Raw genomic sequence first — 15,018 nt, 5'->3', positions numbered from 1 at the left:
GGTGGCTTTCTACAAGAAGGCAGCCCGGGTGTTGGATTCCTGGATGAACAGGGTCAGTGCCACGGCTCACCGGATGTTGGATCAAGCTTTCGACAGAGGCCCACGCGCCTCATGAAGGGGACTCCATGACTGAGACCAACAGCGCAACCCTGCACCATGCAGGAGGCGAGCTCAAGCTCCCGCGCATCCAGGTTGTTGAAGGAAACGAAGGCTACGACGTTTCCAAGCTGCTCAAGCAGACGGGCGCAGTCACCTTTGACCCCGGCTTCATGAACACCGCAGCAACCACGTCCGCAATTACCTACATCGACGGCGATGCCGGCATCCTGCGTTACCGCGGGTACCCCATCGAACAGCTGGCGCAGCATTCCAGCTTCCTCGAGGTGTCCTACCTGTTGATCTACGGCAACCTGCCCAGCCCCACGGAACTGGAAGCCTTCGACCAGCGGATCCGTCACCACACGCTGCTGCACGAAGAGCTCAAGGGCTTCTTCAGCGGCTTCCCGCGTGATGCTCACCCGATGCCTGTGCTCTCTTCGGCCGTGTCGGCGCTGTCCACGTTCTACCAGGACTCGCTGGATCCGTTCAACGCTGAGCAGGTAGAGGTCTCCACGTACCGCCTGCTGGCCAAGATGCCGGTCATCGCCGCCTACGCCCTGAAGAAGAGCATCGGCCAGCCCATGCTCTACCCGGACAACTCGCACAATCTCGTGGAGAACTTCCTCCGCCTGAGCTTCGGCCTGCCGGCCGAGCAGTATGAAGTGGACCCGGTCATCGCCAAGGCGCTGGACCTTCTCCTCATCCTGCACGCCGACCACGAGCAGAACTGCTCGACGTCCACGGTGCGGCTGGTTGGCTCCTCCAACGCCAACCTCTTCGCCTCCGTGTCGGCCGGCATCAACGCCCTCTTCGGCCCGGCCCACGGCGGTGCCAACGAGGCAGTGCTGAAGATGCTCCGCCAGATCCAGGCCGACGGCACCAAGCCGGAGGACTACATGGAGAAGGTCAAGAACAAGGAAGACGGCGTCCGCCTGATGGGCTTCGGACACCGCGTCTACAAGAACTACGATCCGCGCGCCAAGATCGTCAAGGCCACTGCCCACGAGATCCTCACCAAGCTCGGCGGCAACGACGAACTCCTCGAGATCGCCATGCGCCTCGAAGAGAAGGCGCTGAACGATGACTACTTCATCCAGCGCAAGCTCTACCCGAACGTGGACTTCTACACCGGCCTGATCTACAAGGCCATGGGCTTCCCGGAGAAGATGTTCACCGTGCTGTTCGCGATCGGCCGGCTGCCGGGCTGGATCGCCCAGTGGCGTGAAATGATCAGCGACCCGAACACCAAGATCGGCCGCCCGCGCCAGCTGTACATCGGCGAGCCCGAGCGCGACTACCCGGTCCGCTAGCTAGTACGACGGCGGCCGGTCACCTTCTCCACGAAGGTGACCGGCCGCTTTTGTTTTCTTCACCAATGAAAGCAACGCTGGGTCATTTGATGCCCGATGTCCCCCTCGAATCGGGCATTGAGTGACCCCGCGTTGCTGTTTATGACGTGTAGCCGAGGGGGTTGTTCTTCTGCCAGCGCCAGTGGTCCTCGCACATCTGGTCCACGGTCTTGGTGGTGGACCAGCTGAGATCGGCCAGGGCGGAGGTGGCGTCGGCCCAGAAGGCGGGGAGGTCACCCGCACGGCGTCCGGTGACCTCGTAGGGGATGGACTGGCCCACGGCCTTCTCGAAGGACCGCAGGACCTCCAGGACCGAGGATCCCTTCCCGGAGCCCAGGTTCCAGCGGTAGACGCCGGCGCGGTCCGCAACGTGGTTGAGCGCGGCCACGTGGCCTTCGGCGAGATCGACGACGTGGATGTAGTCCCGCAGGCAGGTGCCGTCGGGGGTGTCGTAGTCGCCGCCGAACACCATGAGCTTGTCGCGGCGTCCCACGGCCACCTGGGCGATGAAGGGCACCAGGTTGTTGGGGATGCCCTGGGGATCCTCGCCGATGCGGCCTGACGGGTGCGCGCCCACGGGGTTGAAGTAGCGCAGCAGGGCTATGTGCCAGCGGCTGTCGGCGGCGCCCAGGTCGGCGAGGATGTCCTCGATCTGTTCCTTGGTGCGGCCGTAGGGGTTGTTGGCGCCGATCTCCATCTTTTCCACGTAGGGGATGGGATTGTGCTCGCCGTAGACGGTGGCGGACGAGCTGAAGACGATGGAGCGGACGTCGTGGCGGTCCATGACCCGGATGAGGTTCAGCGTGCCCACAAGGTTGTTGTAGTAGTACTTGAGCGGTTCGCGGACCGACTCGCCCACGGCCTTGAGCCCGGCAAAGTGGATCACGGCGTCGATCGTGTGGGCGGCAAAAACGCCTTCCACTGCGGCTTCGTCCACCAGGTCCACGTTGTGGAATTCCGCGGTCTTGCCGCTGAGTTCGGCTACCCGGCGCAGGGACTCCTCGCTGGAGTTCACCAGGTTATCGATCACCACCACATCGTGGCCGGCTTCCTGCAGGGACAAAACTGTGTGCGAACCGATGTACCCGGTGCCACCTGTGACCAGAATTTTCATGCCCCCTACGCTATCCCAATTCCGCAGATGCGTGGTTTTAAGCACGGGTGTGCTAAATAATAGAGGTGCCCAAAATTGTAGATGCCGAGGCCCGGCGTGCAGAGATCGTTGACGCGGTCTTCAGGATCATCGCCGTCGACGGCCTCGAGCGTGCGTCACTGCGGGAGGTGGCAGACGAAGCTGGCCTCGCTGTGGGCTCCGTCCGGCACTACTTTGCCGGCAGCGAAGAACTGCTTAGCCATTCCTTTGCCGCAGTTGTGGACCGGATCACGGGCCGGCTAACCGCAGCGTTGCCGGCGATGGCCGCCAGCGAACCCGGGACCGGCCCGCATCGTGAGGCGGTTTTAACTCTGTTGAGTGAATTTCTTCCGCTCGACGAGGAACGGGCCGTGGACGCCTGTGTATGGATGGCCTTCAAAAACGCCGCCAGGATCCGTCCCTTCCTCGCGGCTGAGGCTGATCGGAGCCACCGGGAGGTGGCGGCCGTGGTCGGGCAGGTCATCACGGCACTCGTGCCGGACGACGGCGACGGGCAGCAATCGCTGGCGGTCGAGGCAGAGAGGCTGCTGGCGACGCTGGACGGGCTGTGCATGCACGCCCTCCTGCAGCCCGCCTGGATGACGGCACAGATGTGCCATGATGTCCTGGACCGACACCTCAGGAGCCTGGCCGCCTGACATTACCGTCCGGTGGCATGGGGAATAGACTGGGAGCCGGGGAAGCAGAACCGGCTGGTCAGGCCGGTACAGGCAGGCCACAGGAGGAGTAGGGATGCATCACACAGGTGGTTCCGGCTGGCAGATCACTACGGATACGTCCGGGCCTCTGATGATCGCGCTCTTTGTCCGTGATGCGGCAGGACTCGATGGCGCAGGCCACCCCGCGTTGTCGCACGCCGCGCCGAAGATCCGCCATGCAGACCACTCGCACCTCACCGCCGACGTCGGCGGGCAGAGCGCGCTCAAAACCGAATGGGAAGCTTGGTGGGAGCAGCTGCTGAAGGCACACCCCCAGACCTCGCCGGAGCTGTCCCCTCCGGATTTTGCGGAATTCGGAAATTCCCCCGCCCTCCAGCGTGTCCTGCAGGCGCATTTCGGGTCTGCCCTGACCTGGGCGCGGGAGCGCCGCAGCGAGTACGTCAGGCTGGAAGCCGAACGCGTGGCCAGCGGTTCGGACCAGCTGCTCGGCGACATGGTGGATGACCGCCTGCTGGAGGTAGGCCGGGGGTCACGGGACTTCACCCTCACCATCATCGAACTTCCGCTCAACGAACAGCGGGCGTGGTATCTGGAGCCGGACAAGATCATCATGAGCCATAACCTCATGTCCGCACCGGAGCTCTTCCGCAGTTACGTCCAGCCCGTGGTGGACATCCTGGTCTGAGGCTGCGCGGTCAGCACCGAGGTACTCAGCACCTGGGCATCGGTAACCGGCCAGTCAGCTGCCGGTGCCCGCCGGTGCCACAGTAATCCGAACCTGGCCGGCCGGCGCGTCAGATTCCCGCCAGCCGTCCTGACCCTCACGGTCCCAGCTGCGGCCTGCAACGTCCACACGCGTCACCGCCAGGGACTTGGCGTTGGCAACTGCCCAATGGGCCACGGACCATGCCTGGGTGCCGTCAGCCTCCACCACGAGGGATTCAATTTCCGTGGTGATCGCGAGCGGCCCGTACGCCTGGGCGAGCTCGGACTCTACGGCGGCGGGTATGCCCGGTTCCTCCGGCGCGCGCAAGGTGCACAGCACGGAGGCGGGCGTCTGGCCGGTCAGGCCGGACGCGAAGGAGCGGCCCATGTCTTCATGTTGTGCGTAGGCGAGCGGATAGGCCGAGCGCTGGACACGCTGGGCGGCGTCGGTAATTTCCATGGACTCATAGCCAGGAATCTTGACCAGGGCATCGTAAAAAGCATTGGCAGCAAAATACGGGTCCATGACCTGGGCTTCGGTTCCCCACCCTTGCGAGGGACGTTGCTGGAAGAGTCCGCGGGAGTCCGGGCCTGCCTGGTCGCCATGGCCGATGTTTCGCAGCTTGGATTCCTGCATGGCGGTGGCAAGAGCGATGCTGGCTGCTCGGGGAGGCAGCCCACGTTGCACCGCCACCGCTGTGATCAGTGAGGCATTAACCGCCTGGTCCGGTGCAAGCTCGGCGCTCTGGGTCCCGGCGTCGGCCGTGCAGCGCTCCGAGACCAGGGTTTCGGAGCGCTGCAGGAAGGTAACTGCCGTGTAGACGCCGGCGCCCGCCAGCGCCAGGGTAAGCAGCAGCACGGTGGGGCGAATTAAACTGCGGCCAGGTGCCACCGACAGGTCAGTTGGCGTGGAGGGCGTCGTTGAGTTCCACGGTCTGGCCCTTGCGCGGCAAGACCTCTACGGCGCCGGTGGTGGAGTTGCGCCGGAACAGGAGGTTGGGGACGCCGGAAAGCTCGGCTGCCTTCACGATCTTGGCGGTGTCTTCGCCGTCCTCGTCCTTGGGCCCGGGAACAAGCACGCGGGTTCCAGCGGTGACGTAGAGGCCTGCTTCCACCACTGAGTCATCGCCGACGCTGATGCCGACGCCGGAGTTGGCGCCCAGCAGGACCCGGTCACCGATGACGATCTTTTCCTTGCCGCCCCCGGAGAGGGTGCCCATGATCGACGCGCCGCCTCCCACGTCGCTGCCATCGCCGGCCACGACGCCGGCGGAGATGCGGCCTTCCACCATGGAAGCGCCCAGGGTGCCGGCGTTGAAGTTCACAAAGCCTTCGTGCATCACGGTGGTGCCTTCGGCGAGGTGGGCACCGAGGCGGACGCGGTCGGCGTCGGCGATCCGGACACCGGAGGGCACCACGTAGTCCACCATGCGCGGGAACTTGTCCACGCCGTAGACAGTGACGGCGCCACGGCGGCGAAGCTTGACGCGGGTCAGCTCGAAGCCTTCCACGGCGGCGGGGCCGAAGTTGGTCCACACCACGTTGGGGAGCTTGCCGAAGATGCCATCCAGGTTGATGGTGTTGGGCCGGACCAGCCGGTGGGAGAGCAGGTGCAGGCGCAGGTACGCATCGGCGGTGTCAGCCGGAGCTTCGTCAAGGTTGATTTGGACGAAGACCACCTTCTGCTCGGTCCCGCGGTCAGCGTCCGTGCCGCTTTCGGCGAGCTGGACCAGGGTTTCGTCCGCATTCTCCACGGCGCGAAGGTTGTCGGCCGCGATGCCTAGGGCCGGTGCCGGGAACCAGACGTCCAGGACGGTGGCTTCCGCTGCGTCTTGGCCAACGGCCGTAGCGATGGTGGCCAACCCGAAGCCGTAGGCGGAGCGGTCTTGGGAGGTTGCGTTCTGGTTCTCGGGCGCGGCGGAGGTAGCGGTCTCAGTCATGGCCCCAGTCTAGCGAGAGGCAGGGGCCGCGTTCGAACTAGACTGGCAACGTGACTGCCGAAACCGCCCCGAAATCCACCACCGTGCCTTTGGACCTCCGTCAGGACGTCTCCGTGCTCACCGCCGCCATCATGGACATCAACAGCGTGTCCGGGAACGAGACCGTGCTGGCCGACGCCGTCGAAGCCGCGCTGCAGGCCATCCCCGGACTCCAGGTGGTCCGGGACGGTGACTCCATCATCGCCCGCACCGAACTGGGCAGGGCGGAACGGGTCATCCTCGCCGGACACCTGGACACTGTGCCGTTGCCGGTTACGGAAGGCGCGCGCGGAACCGTCCCGTCCACGTGGGAGTCCGGCGTCCCGGGGGAGGGTGTGCTCTACGGGCGCGGAGCCACTGACATGAAGGGCGGCGTCGCCGTGCAGCTGGCGCTGGCGGCTACAATGTTCGACGGCGGCGCGGCGCCCAAGCGGGACGTCACCTTTGTGTTCTATGACCACGAGGAAGTGGAGTCGGTCAAGAGTGGCTTGGGGCGTCTGGTCCGCAACCACGGCGACCTCCTGGACGGGGACTTCGCCATCCTGCTGGAACCGACTCACGGCACAGTCGAAGGTGGCTGCAACGGCACCAGCCGTTTTGAGGCCACCACAGTGGGCGAGGCAGCGCATTCCGCGCGTGCGTGGATGGGCAGCAACGCCATCCACGCGGCGGCGCCCATCCTGGCCCGGCTGTCGGACTACGAGCCGCAGACCATCAACGTTGACGGCCTGGACTACCGCGAGAGCCTCAACGCAGTGAAGATCCACGGCGGCACGGCCGGCAACGTCATTCCAGACCGCTGCGTGGTGGAAATCAACTACCGCTTCGCCCCGGACAAGACGCCGGACCAGGCGGAAGCGCACGTCAGGGAACTGTTGGCGGGCTTCGCTGTGGTCCGCGTGGACGCTGCCGCCGGAGCCCGTCCCGGCCTGAATCATCCCGCTGCCGCGTCCTTCGTCGCCGCCGTCGGGGCCGAGCCGAAACCGAAGTACGGCTGGACCGACGTCGCACGCTTCAGCGAACTGGGGATCCCCGCGGTGAACTTCGGGCCCGGCGATCCGCTGCTGGCCCACAAGGACAACGAGCACGTCGATGCCGACGCCATCCGGGAGTGCCTGCGGGCATTGCGGAGCTGGCTGGCGGCGTAGCCCGTATGCAGAAGGGTCCGCAGCCTGCTGGCTGCGGACCCTTCTGCATACGGGGAAGTATTGCTATTTGGGTTCCCGTAATTCCGGCAGCTCCGGTGCAACGACGGCGGTTGGCGCCTTGGCAACGCCGCCAGCGGCCTTCGTGGTGCCGCGACGCTCGATCCACACCGCAATTCGGGAAACGCAGATGTTAATCGCAATGTAGATGGCTGCGGCGACAAAAAAGATTGGGAACAGGAACGCGTTACCCAGGAAGTCGGCCATGACCTGCACTGCACGGAGGAGCTCGCCATAGGCCACGATGTAGCCAAGAGAGGTGTCCTTCAGGAGTACCACAAGCTGGGCAACCAGCGATGGCATCATCCGGCGGACCGCCTGCGGCAGTTCGATGAGCATCCGGGACTGGAAGCTGGTCAGTCCGATGGTCAGGCCCGCCTCCCGCTGTCCCTTGGGCAGGGACTGGATGCCTGCCCTGATGATCTCAGCGAAGATGGCGGCGTTGTACAGGACGAGCCCGGCAACTACAGCGATGAAGGAACTGGTGCCGAACACCAGCAGGACGAACAGCATCATCAGCACAACCGGCATGCCGCGCAGGAACTCCAGGACCACCCGGGTGGGGATCCGGATCCAGGCGACGAGGGAGATCCGCAGCAGGCATAGCATCAGGCCGAGCGGGAACGCGATCACCGCGGCGATGGCGGCCGCGCTGAGCGTGGCACCGATGCCGTTTCCGAGCAGCATCCAGACATCGGCCCGGGTGAAGATCGCCCACCGGCGTCCTTCAAAAATGCCCTGTTGGGCCAGCGTCATCACGATCCAGGCGAGCAGGCCAAGGATCACCACGGTTCCGATGACGGAACCGATCAGCGAAACCCGCCGGGCCTTGGGACCGGGAACGTCGTAGAGGACTGAAGTCATCGGGCAATCGCCACCTTTCGTTCCACCGTGCTGGCCAAGATGCCCAGCGGAATGGTGAGGAGCAGATAGAAGAATGCCACACCCAGCAGTACGGCCATGACCTGGTCACCGTTGGCGTTGGACATCTGGCGGCCATAGCCGAACAGCTCCAGCACAAAGAAGGCGCCGGCGACGGATGAGTTTTTCACGAGGGCAATCAGAATGTTGATCAGCGGCGGGATCACCGTCCGCAGGGCCTGCGGCAGGATGATGAAGGAGAGTACCTGGCTAAACTTCATGCCGATGCTGCGCGCCGCCTCGGCCTGGCCAAGCGGGACACTATTGACGCCTGAACGGACGGCTTCGGCGATGAAGGCCGCCGTGTAGGCGCTGAGGGCGATAATCGCGGCGACTTCGAACTGCTGGAAGGTGACGCCGAGGCGTGGCAGGACGACAGCTGCGAAGAAAAAAGCAATGGTCAGGGGGGTGTTCCGGAGGACTTCCACATACACGGTGCTGAATCCACGGAGTGCTGCAACGGGGGAGACCCGGGCTGCCGCCAGGAGTGTGCCGAGGGTAAGCGCGATGATCCCGGAGACGACAGACAGGAAAAGGGTGCGTAGAAGGCCTTCCCAATACAGCGGGAGGTTTTCAATGATGACTTCCATAGGATCCTTCGGCTCTAGGCGTAGGCGGTCGAAAAGGAGGGGGCCGTTTTCGGGGGACCCGCGGACGCGAATCCCCCGAAAACCGCCGATGTTACCTAGTAGCGGTTGATGGCGGGAAGTTCAGGAGCAGTCTTGATGACCGAGCCTGCCGTTGCTTCCCAGGCCTTCTTGTAGGACCCGTCCTTGTCGAATGCTTCCAGCTGGTCGTTGATCCAGTTGCGGAATTCGGTGTCGTCCTTCTTCAGGCCGATGCCGTAGGGCTCCTTGGTGAAAGTCTCGTCAGAAGCCAGCTTGAAGGCGTCCGGCTCCTTGTCCACAAAGCCAGCAAGGATCACGTTGTCGGTGGTGATGGCTTCGACCTGCTTGTTGCGCAGGGGCTCCAGGCAGTCAGAGTACTTGCCGGCCGGGGCGAGCACCGCTCCGTACTTGTCGACGATCGTGGCAGCAGGGGTTGAGCCCGTGACGGAGCAGACCTTCTTGCCCTTGACGTCTTCGGGCTTCTTGATGGAGGTGTTGTCTTTGTTGACCATCAGGGCCTGCCCGGCCTCGTAGTAGGGACCCGCGAAGCTGACAACCTGCTTGCGCTTGTCGTTGATGGTGTAGGTGGCGATGACAAGGTCAACCTTGCCCTGCTCGATAAACGGCTCGCGGTTGGCGGACTGTGTCTCGGACCATTCGATCTTGTCAGCGGGAATGCCGAGCTTGGCAGCGATCAGCTTGCCCATCTCGACGTCAAAGCCGATGGGCTTGCCGTCCAGGCCCACCTGGCCGAAGAGCGGCTGATCGTATTTGGTGCCGATCTTGATGGTGCCTGCTGAGGACAGCTTGGCCATGGTGGTGCCGGCGGCAAACGTCGGCTTGTCGGCAACTGTGGGATCGCTGGTGGTGCCGGGCGTGGTGCCGCCACATGCGCTCAGGGACAACGCCAGGGCAGCAGTTGCCGCCACGAAGAACGACTTCCGGCGGGTCATAAATGCCTTCATGACATTCCTTTCATTGATCGGCCGTGGGTCACGGCCTGGATGCGAACTGGAGTGTGTGTTCGTTGATGGAAAATCAGTGGGTCAGCAGCTTGGACAGGAAGTCCTTGGCACGGTCACTCTTCGGATTGGTGAAGAATTCTTCCGGCTTGGCATCCTCCACGATCTGGCCATCCGCCATGAACACCACGCGGTCGGCGGCCTTCCGGGCAAAGCCCATTTCATGCGTGACCACAACCATGGTCATGCCTTCCTTGGCCAGCTGGATCATGACGTCGAGGACCTCGTTGATCATTTCGGGGTCCAGCGCAGAGGTGGGCTCATCAAAGAGCATGACCTTGGGCTTCATGGCCAGGGCGCGCGCGATGGCCACGCGCTGCTGCTGGCCGCCGGAGAGCTGCGCCGGGAGTTTGGGGGCCTGGTGACCCACGCCCACGCGCTCAAGCAACGCCATGGCTTCCTTGTCGGCCTGGGCCTTGGCTACGCCTTTGACCTTGATGGGACCAAGCGTCACGTTTTCAAGGATGGTCTTGTGCGCGAAGAGGTTGAAGGACTGAAAGACCATGCCGACGTCGGCGCGGAGCTGGGCCAGCTCTTTCCCCTCTTCCGGCAACACCTTTCCATCAATGCTGATGGTGCCGCCTTCGATGGTTTCGAGACGGTTAATGGCACGGCACAACGTTGACTTTCCCGAGCCTGACGGGCCAATGACCACCACCACTTCGCCCTTGCGGACGTTGAGATTGATGTCCTTCAAAACGTGCAACTGACCGTAATGCTTATTCACACCATTCAGGGAGACGAGCGCATCGCCGGGCACATGAGTAGTCATAAGAAGAATCTAGCGAACATTGGCTGGTTATGAGGTGAATCACGCCAAGTTCGCGCGGATCGTGATTCAAGAGATACCTGCCACAGGCACGCCGGCCTTGGCATTAGCCTTGGGGGATGAGCATCAACGCAGATCCGGCCAAAACCTCCCAGCCGCGCCGTAAGGGGCCCCTTGAACTACGCCGCAAGCAGGCGGCTGTGGAAATGTCCGACCAGCATCTGCTTGATACCAAGGGCGCCGGACAGTTCGTCCATTCAGACCCCTGGCGTGTCCTCCGGATCCAGAGCGAATTCGTCGAAGGGTTCGGCGCGCTTGCGGACCTGGGGCCAGCCGTCAGTGTCTTCGGCTCGGCACGCACCAAGCCTGGCAGCCCGTACTATGAAATGGGCATGGAAGTAGGCCGGAAGCTGGCAGCCGCGGGCGTGGCTGTCATCACCGGCGGCGGTCCCGGCTCCATGGAGGCCGCCAACCGCGGCACCGTGGAAGGCAACGGCGTCTCCGTCGGCCTGGGTATTGAATTGCCCTTCGAGCAGGGCCTGAACCAGTGGGTGGACCTCGGCATTAACTTCCGGTACTTCTTCGCACGCAAGACCATGTTCGTCAAATATGCCCAGGGTTTCATCGTTCTTCCGGGCGGACTGGGGACGCTGGATGAGCTCTTCGAAGCCATGGTCCTGGTCCAGACCCGGAAGGTGACCTCCTTCCCGATCGTGCTTCTCGGCGTCGACTTCTGGGGGCCGATGATCGAATGGATCAAGGGCACCCTCGTGGCGGAAGGAATGGTCTCCGCAAAGGACCTGGACCTCATCCAGGTAGTGGACGATCCCGCCGAAGCGGTGCAATTGGTGCTGCACGGGACGCCCCCCGTTCCCACCAACGGCGAGCAACGCCCCGAATAGGCCGCCGGCCCAGATCTGGCACGATGGGTGCTGTGAGTTTTTTCCTGGTCTACCTCGCCATCGTGCTGATCGGCGCCACCCTCTGGGCAGGCGCCGGGGGCCGCCGCGGCGTACTGCGGAGCCTCCGCCGGGGGAGTGAACCAGCCGTCGGCACTGATGTACCGGAAAATCCGATTCTCTACCCGGGGTTCGGGCAGCCACCCGCCAACCTTCCGCCGGTACTGCTGCCGGCCAACGCTGCACCCGCCGACGTCGACCGTGTCCGCTTCTCCCTCGGCCTGCGCGGGTACAGGATGGACCAGGTGGACCAGGTCCTCGACGAACTGCGGGACCAGATAGAGGCCAAGGACGAAGAACTTGGCAGGCTCCGTGCACGGCTACTGCAAGCGGAACGTGCGGCGCACCCGGAGGCGGGCGCTTGAGCACAGACACCGGGGACCGGACGGGCCCGACGGCGTTGATCACCGCATTCGGCGCCCGCACAGTGGCCGCGGTCCAACGCTGGCCATGGTGGCTGCAGGTTGGCGCCCTTTACGTCGCTGCCCGCCTGGTCAGCGCGTGCATCTTTATGGCAGCAGCCCTGCACCAAGGGCCTAACCCGTGGTTTCCGGCCGTCCCTGACTACTGGAACTTCATCAATATCTGGGATGCGCGATGGTACGGCCGGATCATCACCGACGGGTATCCCTCACCACTTCCAACGGATACCGCCGGCAACGTGCAGGAAAATGCGTGGGCCTTCTATCCGCTCTTCCCGGCCCTGGGCCGTGCGCTCGCGGGCCTGACGGGGATCAGCCCTGCCGCGGCGCTGACGGTCGTCGCCATGCTGGCTGGGTTGGGTGCGGCCCTGGTTTTGTACTGCCTGTTCAGGCTCAGGGCCTCGCACGCTGCGGCGCTTTGGGGTGTGGCATTCTTCTCGACCTTTCCTGTGTCTGCCATTCTCCAGGTCCCGTACGCGGAGCCCCTGACCATTTTCCTGCTGGCGTCGGCCCTGCTGCTCGTCATGGGGCGTCACTATTTCGCGGCTATGCCGGTGGTACTCCTGCTGTGCCTGTCCCGTCCCGTGGGCGTTCCTTTTGCCGCCATGGTGGGGCTGCTCTTCCTCTGGCGACTCGTAGAGCGGGGCCGCGAGAAACATCGGAGTGAGCCGCTGCCGGGCGCCCACAGCCTGGGGGAGCTGGCCGCCCTGGCGGGCCTCACCCTTGTGTGCGGTGCCTCAGCCCTGCTCTGGCCGGCAGCGGCATGGGCTGCTACAGGGGACATTGAGGCGTATACCAAAACCGAAACCGTGTGGCGCGGCCATGATCTGGTGCCGTTCAAGCCTTGGTTCGACACCGGCGTCGACCTCTTTGGCCCGGTCCTGGGGATCGTGGCGCCATTCGTCTTTACGGGCGTTTTTGCGCTCCTGCTTTTCTCCCCGCCGGTGGTCCGGCTTGGTGTGGAAATGCGCCTCTGGTGCGCCTGCTATATGGGCTACCTCCTGCTGTTCCTCCACCCCCAGACCAGTACTTTCCGGATGTTGCTACCGCTGTTTCCGTTGGCCCTGGCGGCCGCGCTGTTGTCCCGGTCCAAGGCATACCGCGGCACGGTCCTGACAACGTTTGTCCTGCTCCAGATCGTGTGGATCGTCTGGCTGTGGGCATGGGCGCAGCTTCCGGGCGGCGGAGATTATCCGCCGTGATCGAGGGCGGTGCCTGGCCGGCGGATTGGGGAATCCGACGCGGCCGTAAATGTCCATCGATTAGCTACGCGCGGGTCATTACGGGATAATAGTAAGTAAGCAGGGACAAAAAGCATTAAGAAATGTTCAGCCATGGCGGCATCAGTACGGGCCGCCATAGCGGCTTGATTTGACCATGCGGACACAGCCCATCCGGGCTGATATGTCCTGGGACTAAATGGAGGGGAAATTCCTCATGGCGGCTATGAAACCACGCACCGGCGACGGCCCTATGGAAGTCACCAAAGAGGGCCGCAGCCTGATCATGCGTGTACCGCTCGAAGGCGGCGGACGGCTTGTGGTGGAACTGAACGCTGCGGAGGCGGCCAACCTTAAGGAATGCCTCGTCGGCGTGACTGAATAATCCTGTTCGGCGCTGCCGAATAATCCCGCAGGGCCAGGGTCCGCAGCCAACCGGCTGCGGACCCTGGCTTCTTTCCTGTAGATCTACTTCTTGACTGCAACCAGCAGGCCGTCGCCGGTGGGAAGCATAGCGGACGCCAGGCGGTCGTCGTCGCGGATTGCCTTGCCTACCTGGCGGAGCACCACAGTGTTGGATTCACGGACAGCCGGGTTGGCCACGCGGTCCTTGTCCAGTGCGTCATTGATGATGAGCAGCCCGCCGGCCTTCAGGAGCCGGACAGCCTGTTCCACGTAGCCGGGCAGGCCGGGCTTGTCGGCGTCAACAAACACCAGGTCATAAGCGGAGTCGGTCAGGCGCGGCAGGACATCCCCGGCGCGGCCGGAAATGGTGCGCGTGCGGTTGGCCGGGCTGCCGGCCTCCGAAAAAGCCTCACGTGCCGCCTTCAGATGTTCGACGTCCACGTCGATGGTGGTCAGCACGGCCTGCGGTCCGAGCCCCCGCAGGATGCAAACGCCCGAGACACCTGCACCTGTGCCGATTTCGACAGCGGTCTGGGCCTTCGAGCCCGCCGCCAACACCGTCAGGACCGCACCAACACCTGCGCCGATGGGGGTCACGCCCAATTCGAACGAGCGCTCCCTGGCACGAAGCATAACCTCATCCTCTGCGGGCAGATCTTCTGCATAGGACCAGCTCGTGGATTTGTCGGCGCTCATGTGATTCGCTTTCTGGGCGGCAGGGGAGTGTTTAGTACAGCCTACTGTGTGCGGGGGTGCCAGCCGGGGAAGGTAATCGTTGTGCCTTTGGCTGAAGAACCGCCCCGGTCAGGAAATTCCCAGCCAAATTTGAAATGATGGATATCCGGTCATCCATGAGGTGATCGGCGCCGAACCAGAGATGTCAACAGTATCCGGGCGATAGCAATCCACGATGGGAGTGGACGATGTCAGCATCAGGTATGGCACCTGTCCCTGCGACGCAAGATTCCGCCGCTGTATGGGTCAGGCCCACCTGGGAGGAAGTGGTGGCCAACCACTCCGCCAAGGTCTACCGCCTGGCGTACCGCCTGACGGGGAACAAGTTCGACGCCGAGGATCTCACCCAGGAGGTGTTTGTCCGCGTCTTCCGGTCACTGGAGAATTTCAAGCCCGGGACACTGGATGGCTGGCTGCACCGCATCACCACCAACCTGTTCCTGGACCAGGCCCGCCGGAAAACCCGGATCCGGTTTGACGCTCTGGCTGACGACGCCGAATCCCGGATTCCCGGGCGTGAACCCGGACCGGAACAGAGCTTCGAACTGAACAACCTGGACCTCGATGTCCAGTCTGCCTTGGAGGAGCTGCCCCCGGACTTCCGCGCCGCCGTCGTGCTTTGCGACCTGGAAGGCCTGTCCTACGACGAAGTGGCCGCTGCACTCGGCGTCAAACTGGGTACCGTCCGTTCCCGTATCCACCGGGGCCGGACCATGCTGCGCGAAAAGCTGGCCCACCGCGATCCCCGGCCACACCAAGGACGAAAGCCGAAGCTTTCGCTGCCACGCATCGCCAGCATCCTCTGATC

17 protein-coding genes are annotated in these 15,018 nt (G+C 63.7%); 9 read left to right on the top strand and 8 right to left on the bottom strand.

Features of this window, described 5'->3' with window-relative positions; genetic code table 11:
* The first annotated feature begins 125 nt into the window (after nt 1-125).
* On the top strand, nt 126-1,409 hold the full coding sequence (locus ACZY0Q_RS06025; protein ID WP_160672493.1) for a citrate synthase: 1,284 nt from the start codon (nt 126-128) through the stop codon (nt 1,407-1,409).
* A 139-nt stretch (nt 1,410-1,548) separates the two neighbouring features.
* Here ACZY0Q_RS06025 and galE read toward each other — a convergent pair whose 3' ends face one another.
* Nucleotides 1,549-2,562: a UDP-glucose 4-epimerase GalE gene (galE, locus tag ACZY0Q_RS06020; protein ID WP_463915267.1), complete on the bottom strand. Its 1,014-nt coding sequence runs from the start codon at nt 2,560-2,562 to the stop codon at nt 1,549-1,551.
* A 65-nt stretch (nt 2,563-2,627) separates the two neighbouring features.
* Here galE and ACZY0Q_RS06015 point away from each other — a divergent pair, with 65 nt between their 5' ends.
* Both ACZY0Q_RS06015 and ACZY0Q_RS06010 read left to right on the top strand, forming a co-directional pair.
* On the top strand, nt 2,628-3,239 hold the full coding sequence (locus ACZY0Q_RS06015; RefSeq protein WP_463915266.1) for a TetR/AcrR family transcriptional regulator: 612 nt from the start codon (nt 2,628-2,630) through the stop codon (nt 3,237-3,239).
* 94 nt (nt 3,240-3,333) lie between these two features.
* Nucleotides 3,334-3,945, top strand: coding sequence for a hypothetical protein (locus ACZY0Q_RS06010; protein ID WP_463915265.1), 612 nt, complete (start codon nt 3,334-3,336; stop codon nt 3,943-3,945).
* A gap of 54 nt (nt 3,946-3,999) precedes the next feature.
* Here ACZY0Q_RS06010 and ACZY0Q_RS06005 read toward each other — a convergent pair whose 3' ends face one another.
* Nucleotides 4,000-4,857, bottom strand: a complete 858-nt coding sequence (locus tag ACZY0Q_RS06005; RefSeq protein ID WP_463915264.1) for a transglycosylase SLT domain-containing protein — start codon at nt 4,855-4,857, stop codon at nt 4,000-4,002.
* 7 nt (nt 4,858-4,864) lie between these two features.
* Entirely contained in the window at nt 4,865-5,905 is a 1,041-nt protein-coding gene (gene dapD / locus ACZY0Q_RS06000; RefSeq protein ID WP_463915263.1) for a 2,3,4,5-tetrahydropyridine-2,6-dicarboxylate N-succinyltransferase, read from the bottom strand.
* A gap of 50 nt (nt 5,906-5,955) precedes the next feature.
* On the opposite strand from dapD, the gene dapE reads away from it, so the two are divergent.
* Nucleotides 5,956-7,092, top strand: coding sequence for a succinyl-diaminopimelate desuccinylase (gene dapE / locus ACZY0Q_RS05995; protein WP_463915262.1), 1,137 nt, complete (start codon nt 5,956-5,958; stop codon nt 7,090-7,092).
* A 63-nt stretch (nt 7,093-7,155) separates the two neighbouring features.
* Here the strand turns inward: dapE and ACZY0Q_RS05990 are convergent, their stop codons facing one another.
* From ACZY0Q_RS05990 to ACZY0Q_RS05975, 4 genes are all read right to left on the bottom strand, one after another.
* Entirely contained in the window at nt 7,156-8,013 is an 858-nt protein-coding gene (locus tag ACZY0Q_RS05990; protein WP_463915261.1) for an amino acid ABC transporter permease, read from the bottom strand.
* Nucleotides 8,010-8,660, bottom strand: coding sequence for an amino acid ABC transporter permease (locus ACZY0Q_RS05985; RefSeq protein ID WP_463915260.1), 651 nt, complete (start codon nt 8,658-8,660; stop codon nt 8,010-8,012). The genes ACZY0Q_RS05990 and ACZY0Q_RS05985 overlap by 4 nt, the downstream gene beginning before the upstream one ends.
* 95 nt (nt 8,661-8,755) lie before the next feature.
* On the bottom strand, nt 8,756-9,643 hold the full coding sequence (locus ACZY0Q_RS05980; protein ID WP_463915259.1) for a glutamate ABC transporter substrate-binding protein: 888 nt from the start codon (nt 9,641-9,643) through the stop codon (nt 8,756-8,758).
* 73 nt (nt 9,644-9,716) lie between these two features.
* Entirely contained in the window at nt 9,717-10,472 is a 756-nt protein-coding gene (locus tag ACZY0Q_RS05975) for an amino acid ABC transporter ATP-binding protein (protein WP_463915258.1), read from the bottom strand.
* Nucleotides 10,473-10,588: 116 nt separating this feature from the next.
* Between ACZY0Q_RS05975 and ACZY0Q_RS05970 the strand changes: the two genes are divergently transcribed.
* From ACZY0Q_RS05970 to ACZY0Q_RS05955, 4 genes are all read left to right on the top strand, one after another.
* Nucleotides 10,589-11,371: an LOG family protein gene (locus tag ACZY0Q_RS05970; RefSeq protein WP_252567425.1), complete on the top strand. Its 783-nt coding sequence runs from the start codon at nt 10,589-10,591 to the stop codon at nt 11,369-11,371.
* 23 nt (nt 11,372-11,394) lie between these two features.
* Nucleotides 11,395-11,793, top strand: a complete 399-nt coding sequence (locus ACZY0Q_RS05965) for a DivIVA domain-containing protein (protein ID WP_463915257.1) — start codon at nt 11,395-11,397, stop codon at nt 11,791-11,793.
* A 35-nt stretch (nt 11,794-11,828) separates the two neighbouring features.
* A complete protein-coding gene (locus ACZY0Q_RS05960) occupies nt 11,829-13,052 on the top strand; it encodes a hypothetical protein (RefSeq protein ID WP_463916262.1) in 1,224 nt (407 codons plus the stop codon).
* A gap of 235 nt (nt 13,053-13,287) precedes the next feature.
* On the top strand, nt 13,288-13,455 hold the full coding sequence (locus tag ACZY0Q_RS05955; protein ID WP_009357720.1) for a DUF3117 domain-containing protein: 168 nt from the start codon (nt 13,288-13,290) through the stop codon (nt 13,453-13,455).
* 83 nt (nt 13,456-13,538) lie between these two features.
* Here the strand turns inward: ACZY0Q_RS05955 and ACZY0Q_RS05950 are convergent, their stop codons facing one another.
* Nucleotides 13,539-14,171 (bottom strand): O-methyltransferase, encoded by a 633-nt coding sequence (locus tag ACZY0Q_RS05950; RefSeq protein ID WP_056343985.1) that lies wholly within the window; start codon nt 14,169-14,171, stop codon nt 13,539-13,541.
* 227 nt (nt 14,172-14,398) lie between these two features.
* On the opposite strand from ACZY0Q_RS05950, the gene sigE reads away from it, so the two are divergent.
* Nucleotides 14,399-15,016 carry an RNA polymerase sigma factor SigE gene (gene sigE, locus ACZY0Q_RS05945; RefSeq protein WP_463915256.1) on the top strand — a complete coding sequence of 206 codons (618 nt, stop codon included), beginning with the start codon at nt 14,399-14,401 and terminating at the stop codon, nt 15,014-15,016.
* Nucleotides 15,017-15,018 lie beyond the last annotated feature (2 nt).

Source organism: Pseudarthrobacter lactosi (assembly GCF_055412785.1).
The sequence above is the reverse complement of the archived record's forward strand: the minus strand, read 5'-3'. Positions and strand labels throughout refer to the sequence as shown.

Bases quoted from the DNA above. Each gene is read 5' to 3' on its own strand.
- galE (WP_463915267.1), bottom strand. From the start codon at position 2,562: ATGAAAATTCTGGTCACAGGTGGCACCGGGTACATCGGTTCGCACACA.
- sigE (WP_463915256.1), top strand. From the start codon at position 14,399: ATGTCAGCATCAGGTATGGCACCTGTCCCTGCGACGCAAGATTCCGCC.
- ACZY0Q_RS06025 (WP_160672493.1), top strand. From the start codon at position 126: ATGACTGAGACCAACAGCGCAACCCTGCACCATGCAGGAGGCGAGCTC.
- ACZY0Q_RS05985 (WP_463915260.1), bottom strand. From the start codon at position 8,660: ATGGAAGTCATCATTGAAAACCTCCCGCTGTATTGGGAAGGCCTTCTA.
- ACZY0Q_RS06010 (WP_463915265.1), top strand. From the start codon at position 3,334: ATGCATCACACAGGTGGTTCCGGCTGGCAGATCACTACGGATACGTCC.
- ACZY0Q_RS05955 (WP_009357720.1), top strand. From the start codon at position 13,288: ATGGCGGCTATGAAACCACGCACCGGCGACGGCCCTATGGAAGTCACC.
- ACZY0Q_RS05970 (WP_252567425.1), top strand. From the start codon at position 10,589: ATGAGCATCAACGCAGATCCGGCCAAAACCTCCCAGCCGCGCCGTAAG.
- ACZY0Q_RS05975 (WP_463915258.1), bottom strand. From the start codon at position 10,472: ATGACTACTCATGTGCCCGGCGATGCGCTCGTCTCCCTGAATGGTGTG.
- ACZY0Q_RS05980 (WP_463915259.1), bottom strand. From the start codon at position 9,643: ATGAAGGCATTTATGACCCGCCGGAAGTCGTTCTTCGTGGCGGCAACT.
- ACZY0Q_RS05950 (WP_056343985.1), bottom strand. From the start codon at position 14,171: ATGAGCGCCGACAAATCCACGAGCTGGTCCTATGCAGAAGATCTGCCC.
- ACZY0Q_RS05990 (WP_463915261.1), bottom strand. From the start codon at position 8,013: ATGACTTCAGTCCTCTACGACGTTCCCGGTCCCAAGGCCCGGCGGGTT.
- dapD (WP_463915263.1), bottom strand. From the start codon at position 5,905: ATGACTGAGACCGCTACCTCCGCCGCGCCCGAGAACCAGAACGCAACC.
- ACZY0Q_RS05965 (WP_463915257.1), top strand. From the start codon at position 11,395: ATGGGTGCTGTGAGTTTTTTCCTGGTCTACCTCGCCATCGTGCTGATC.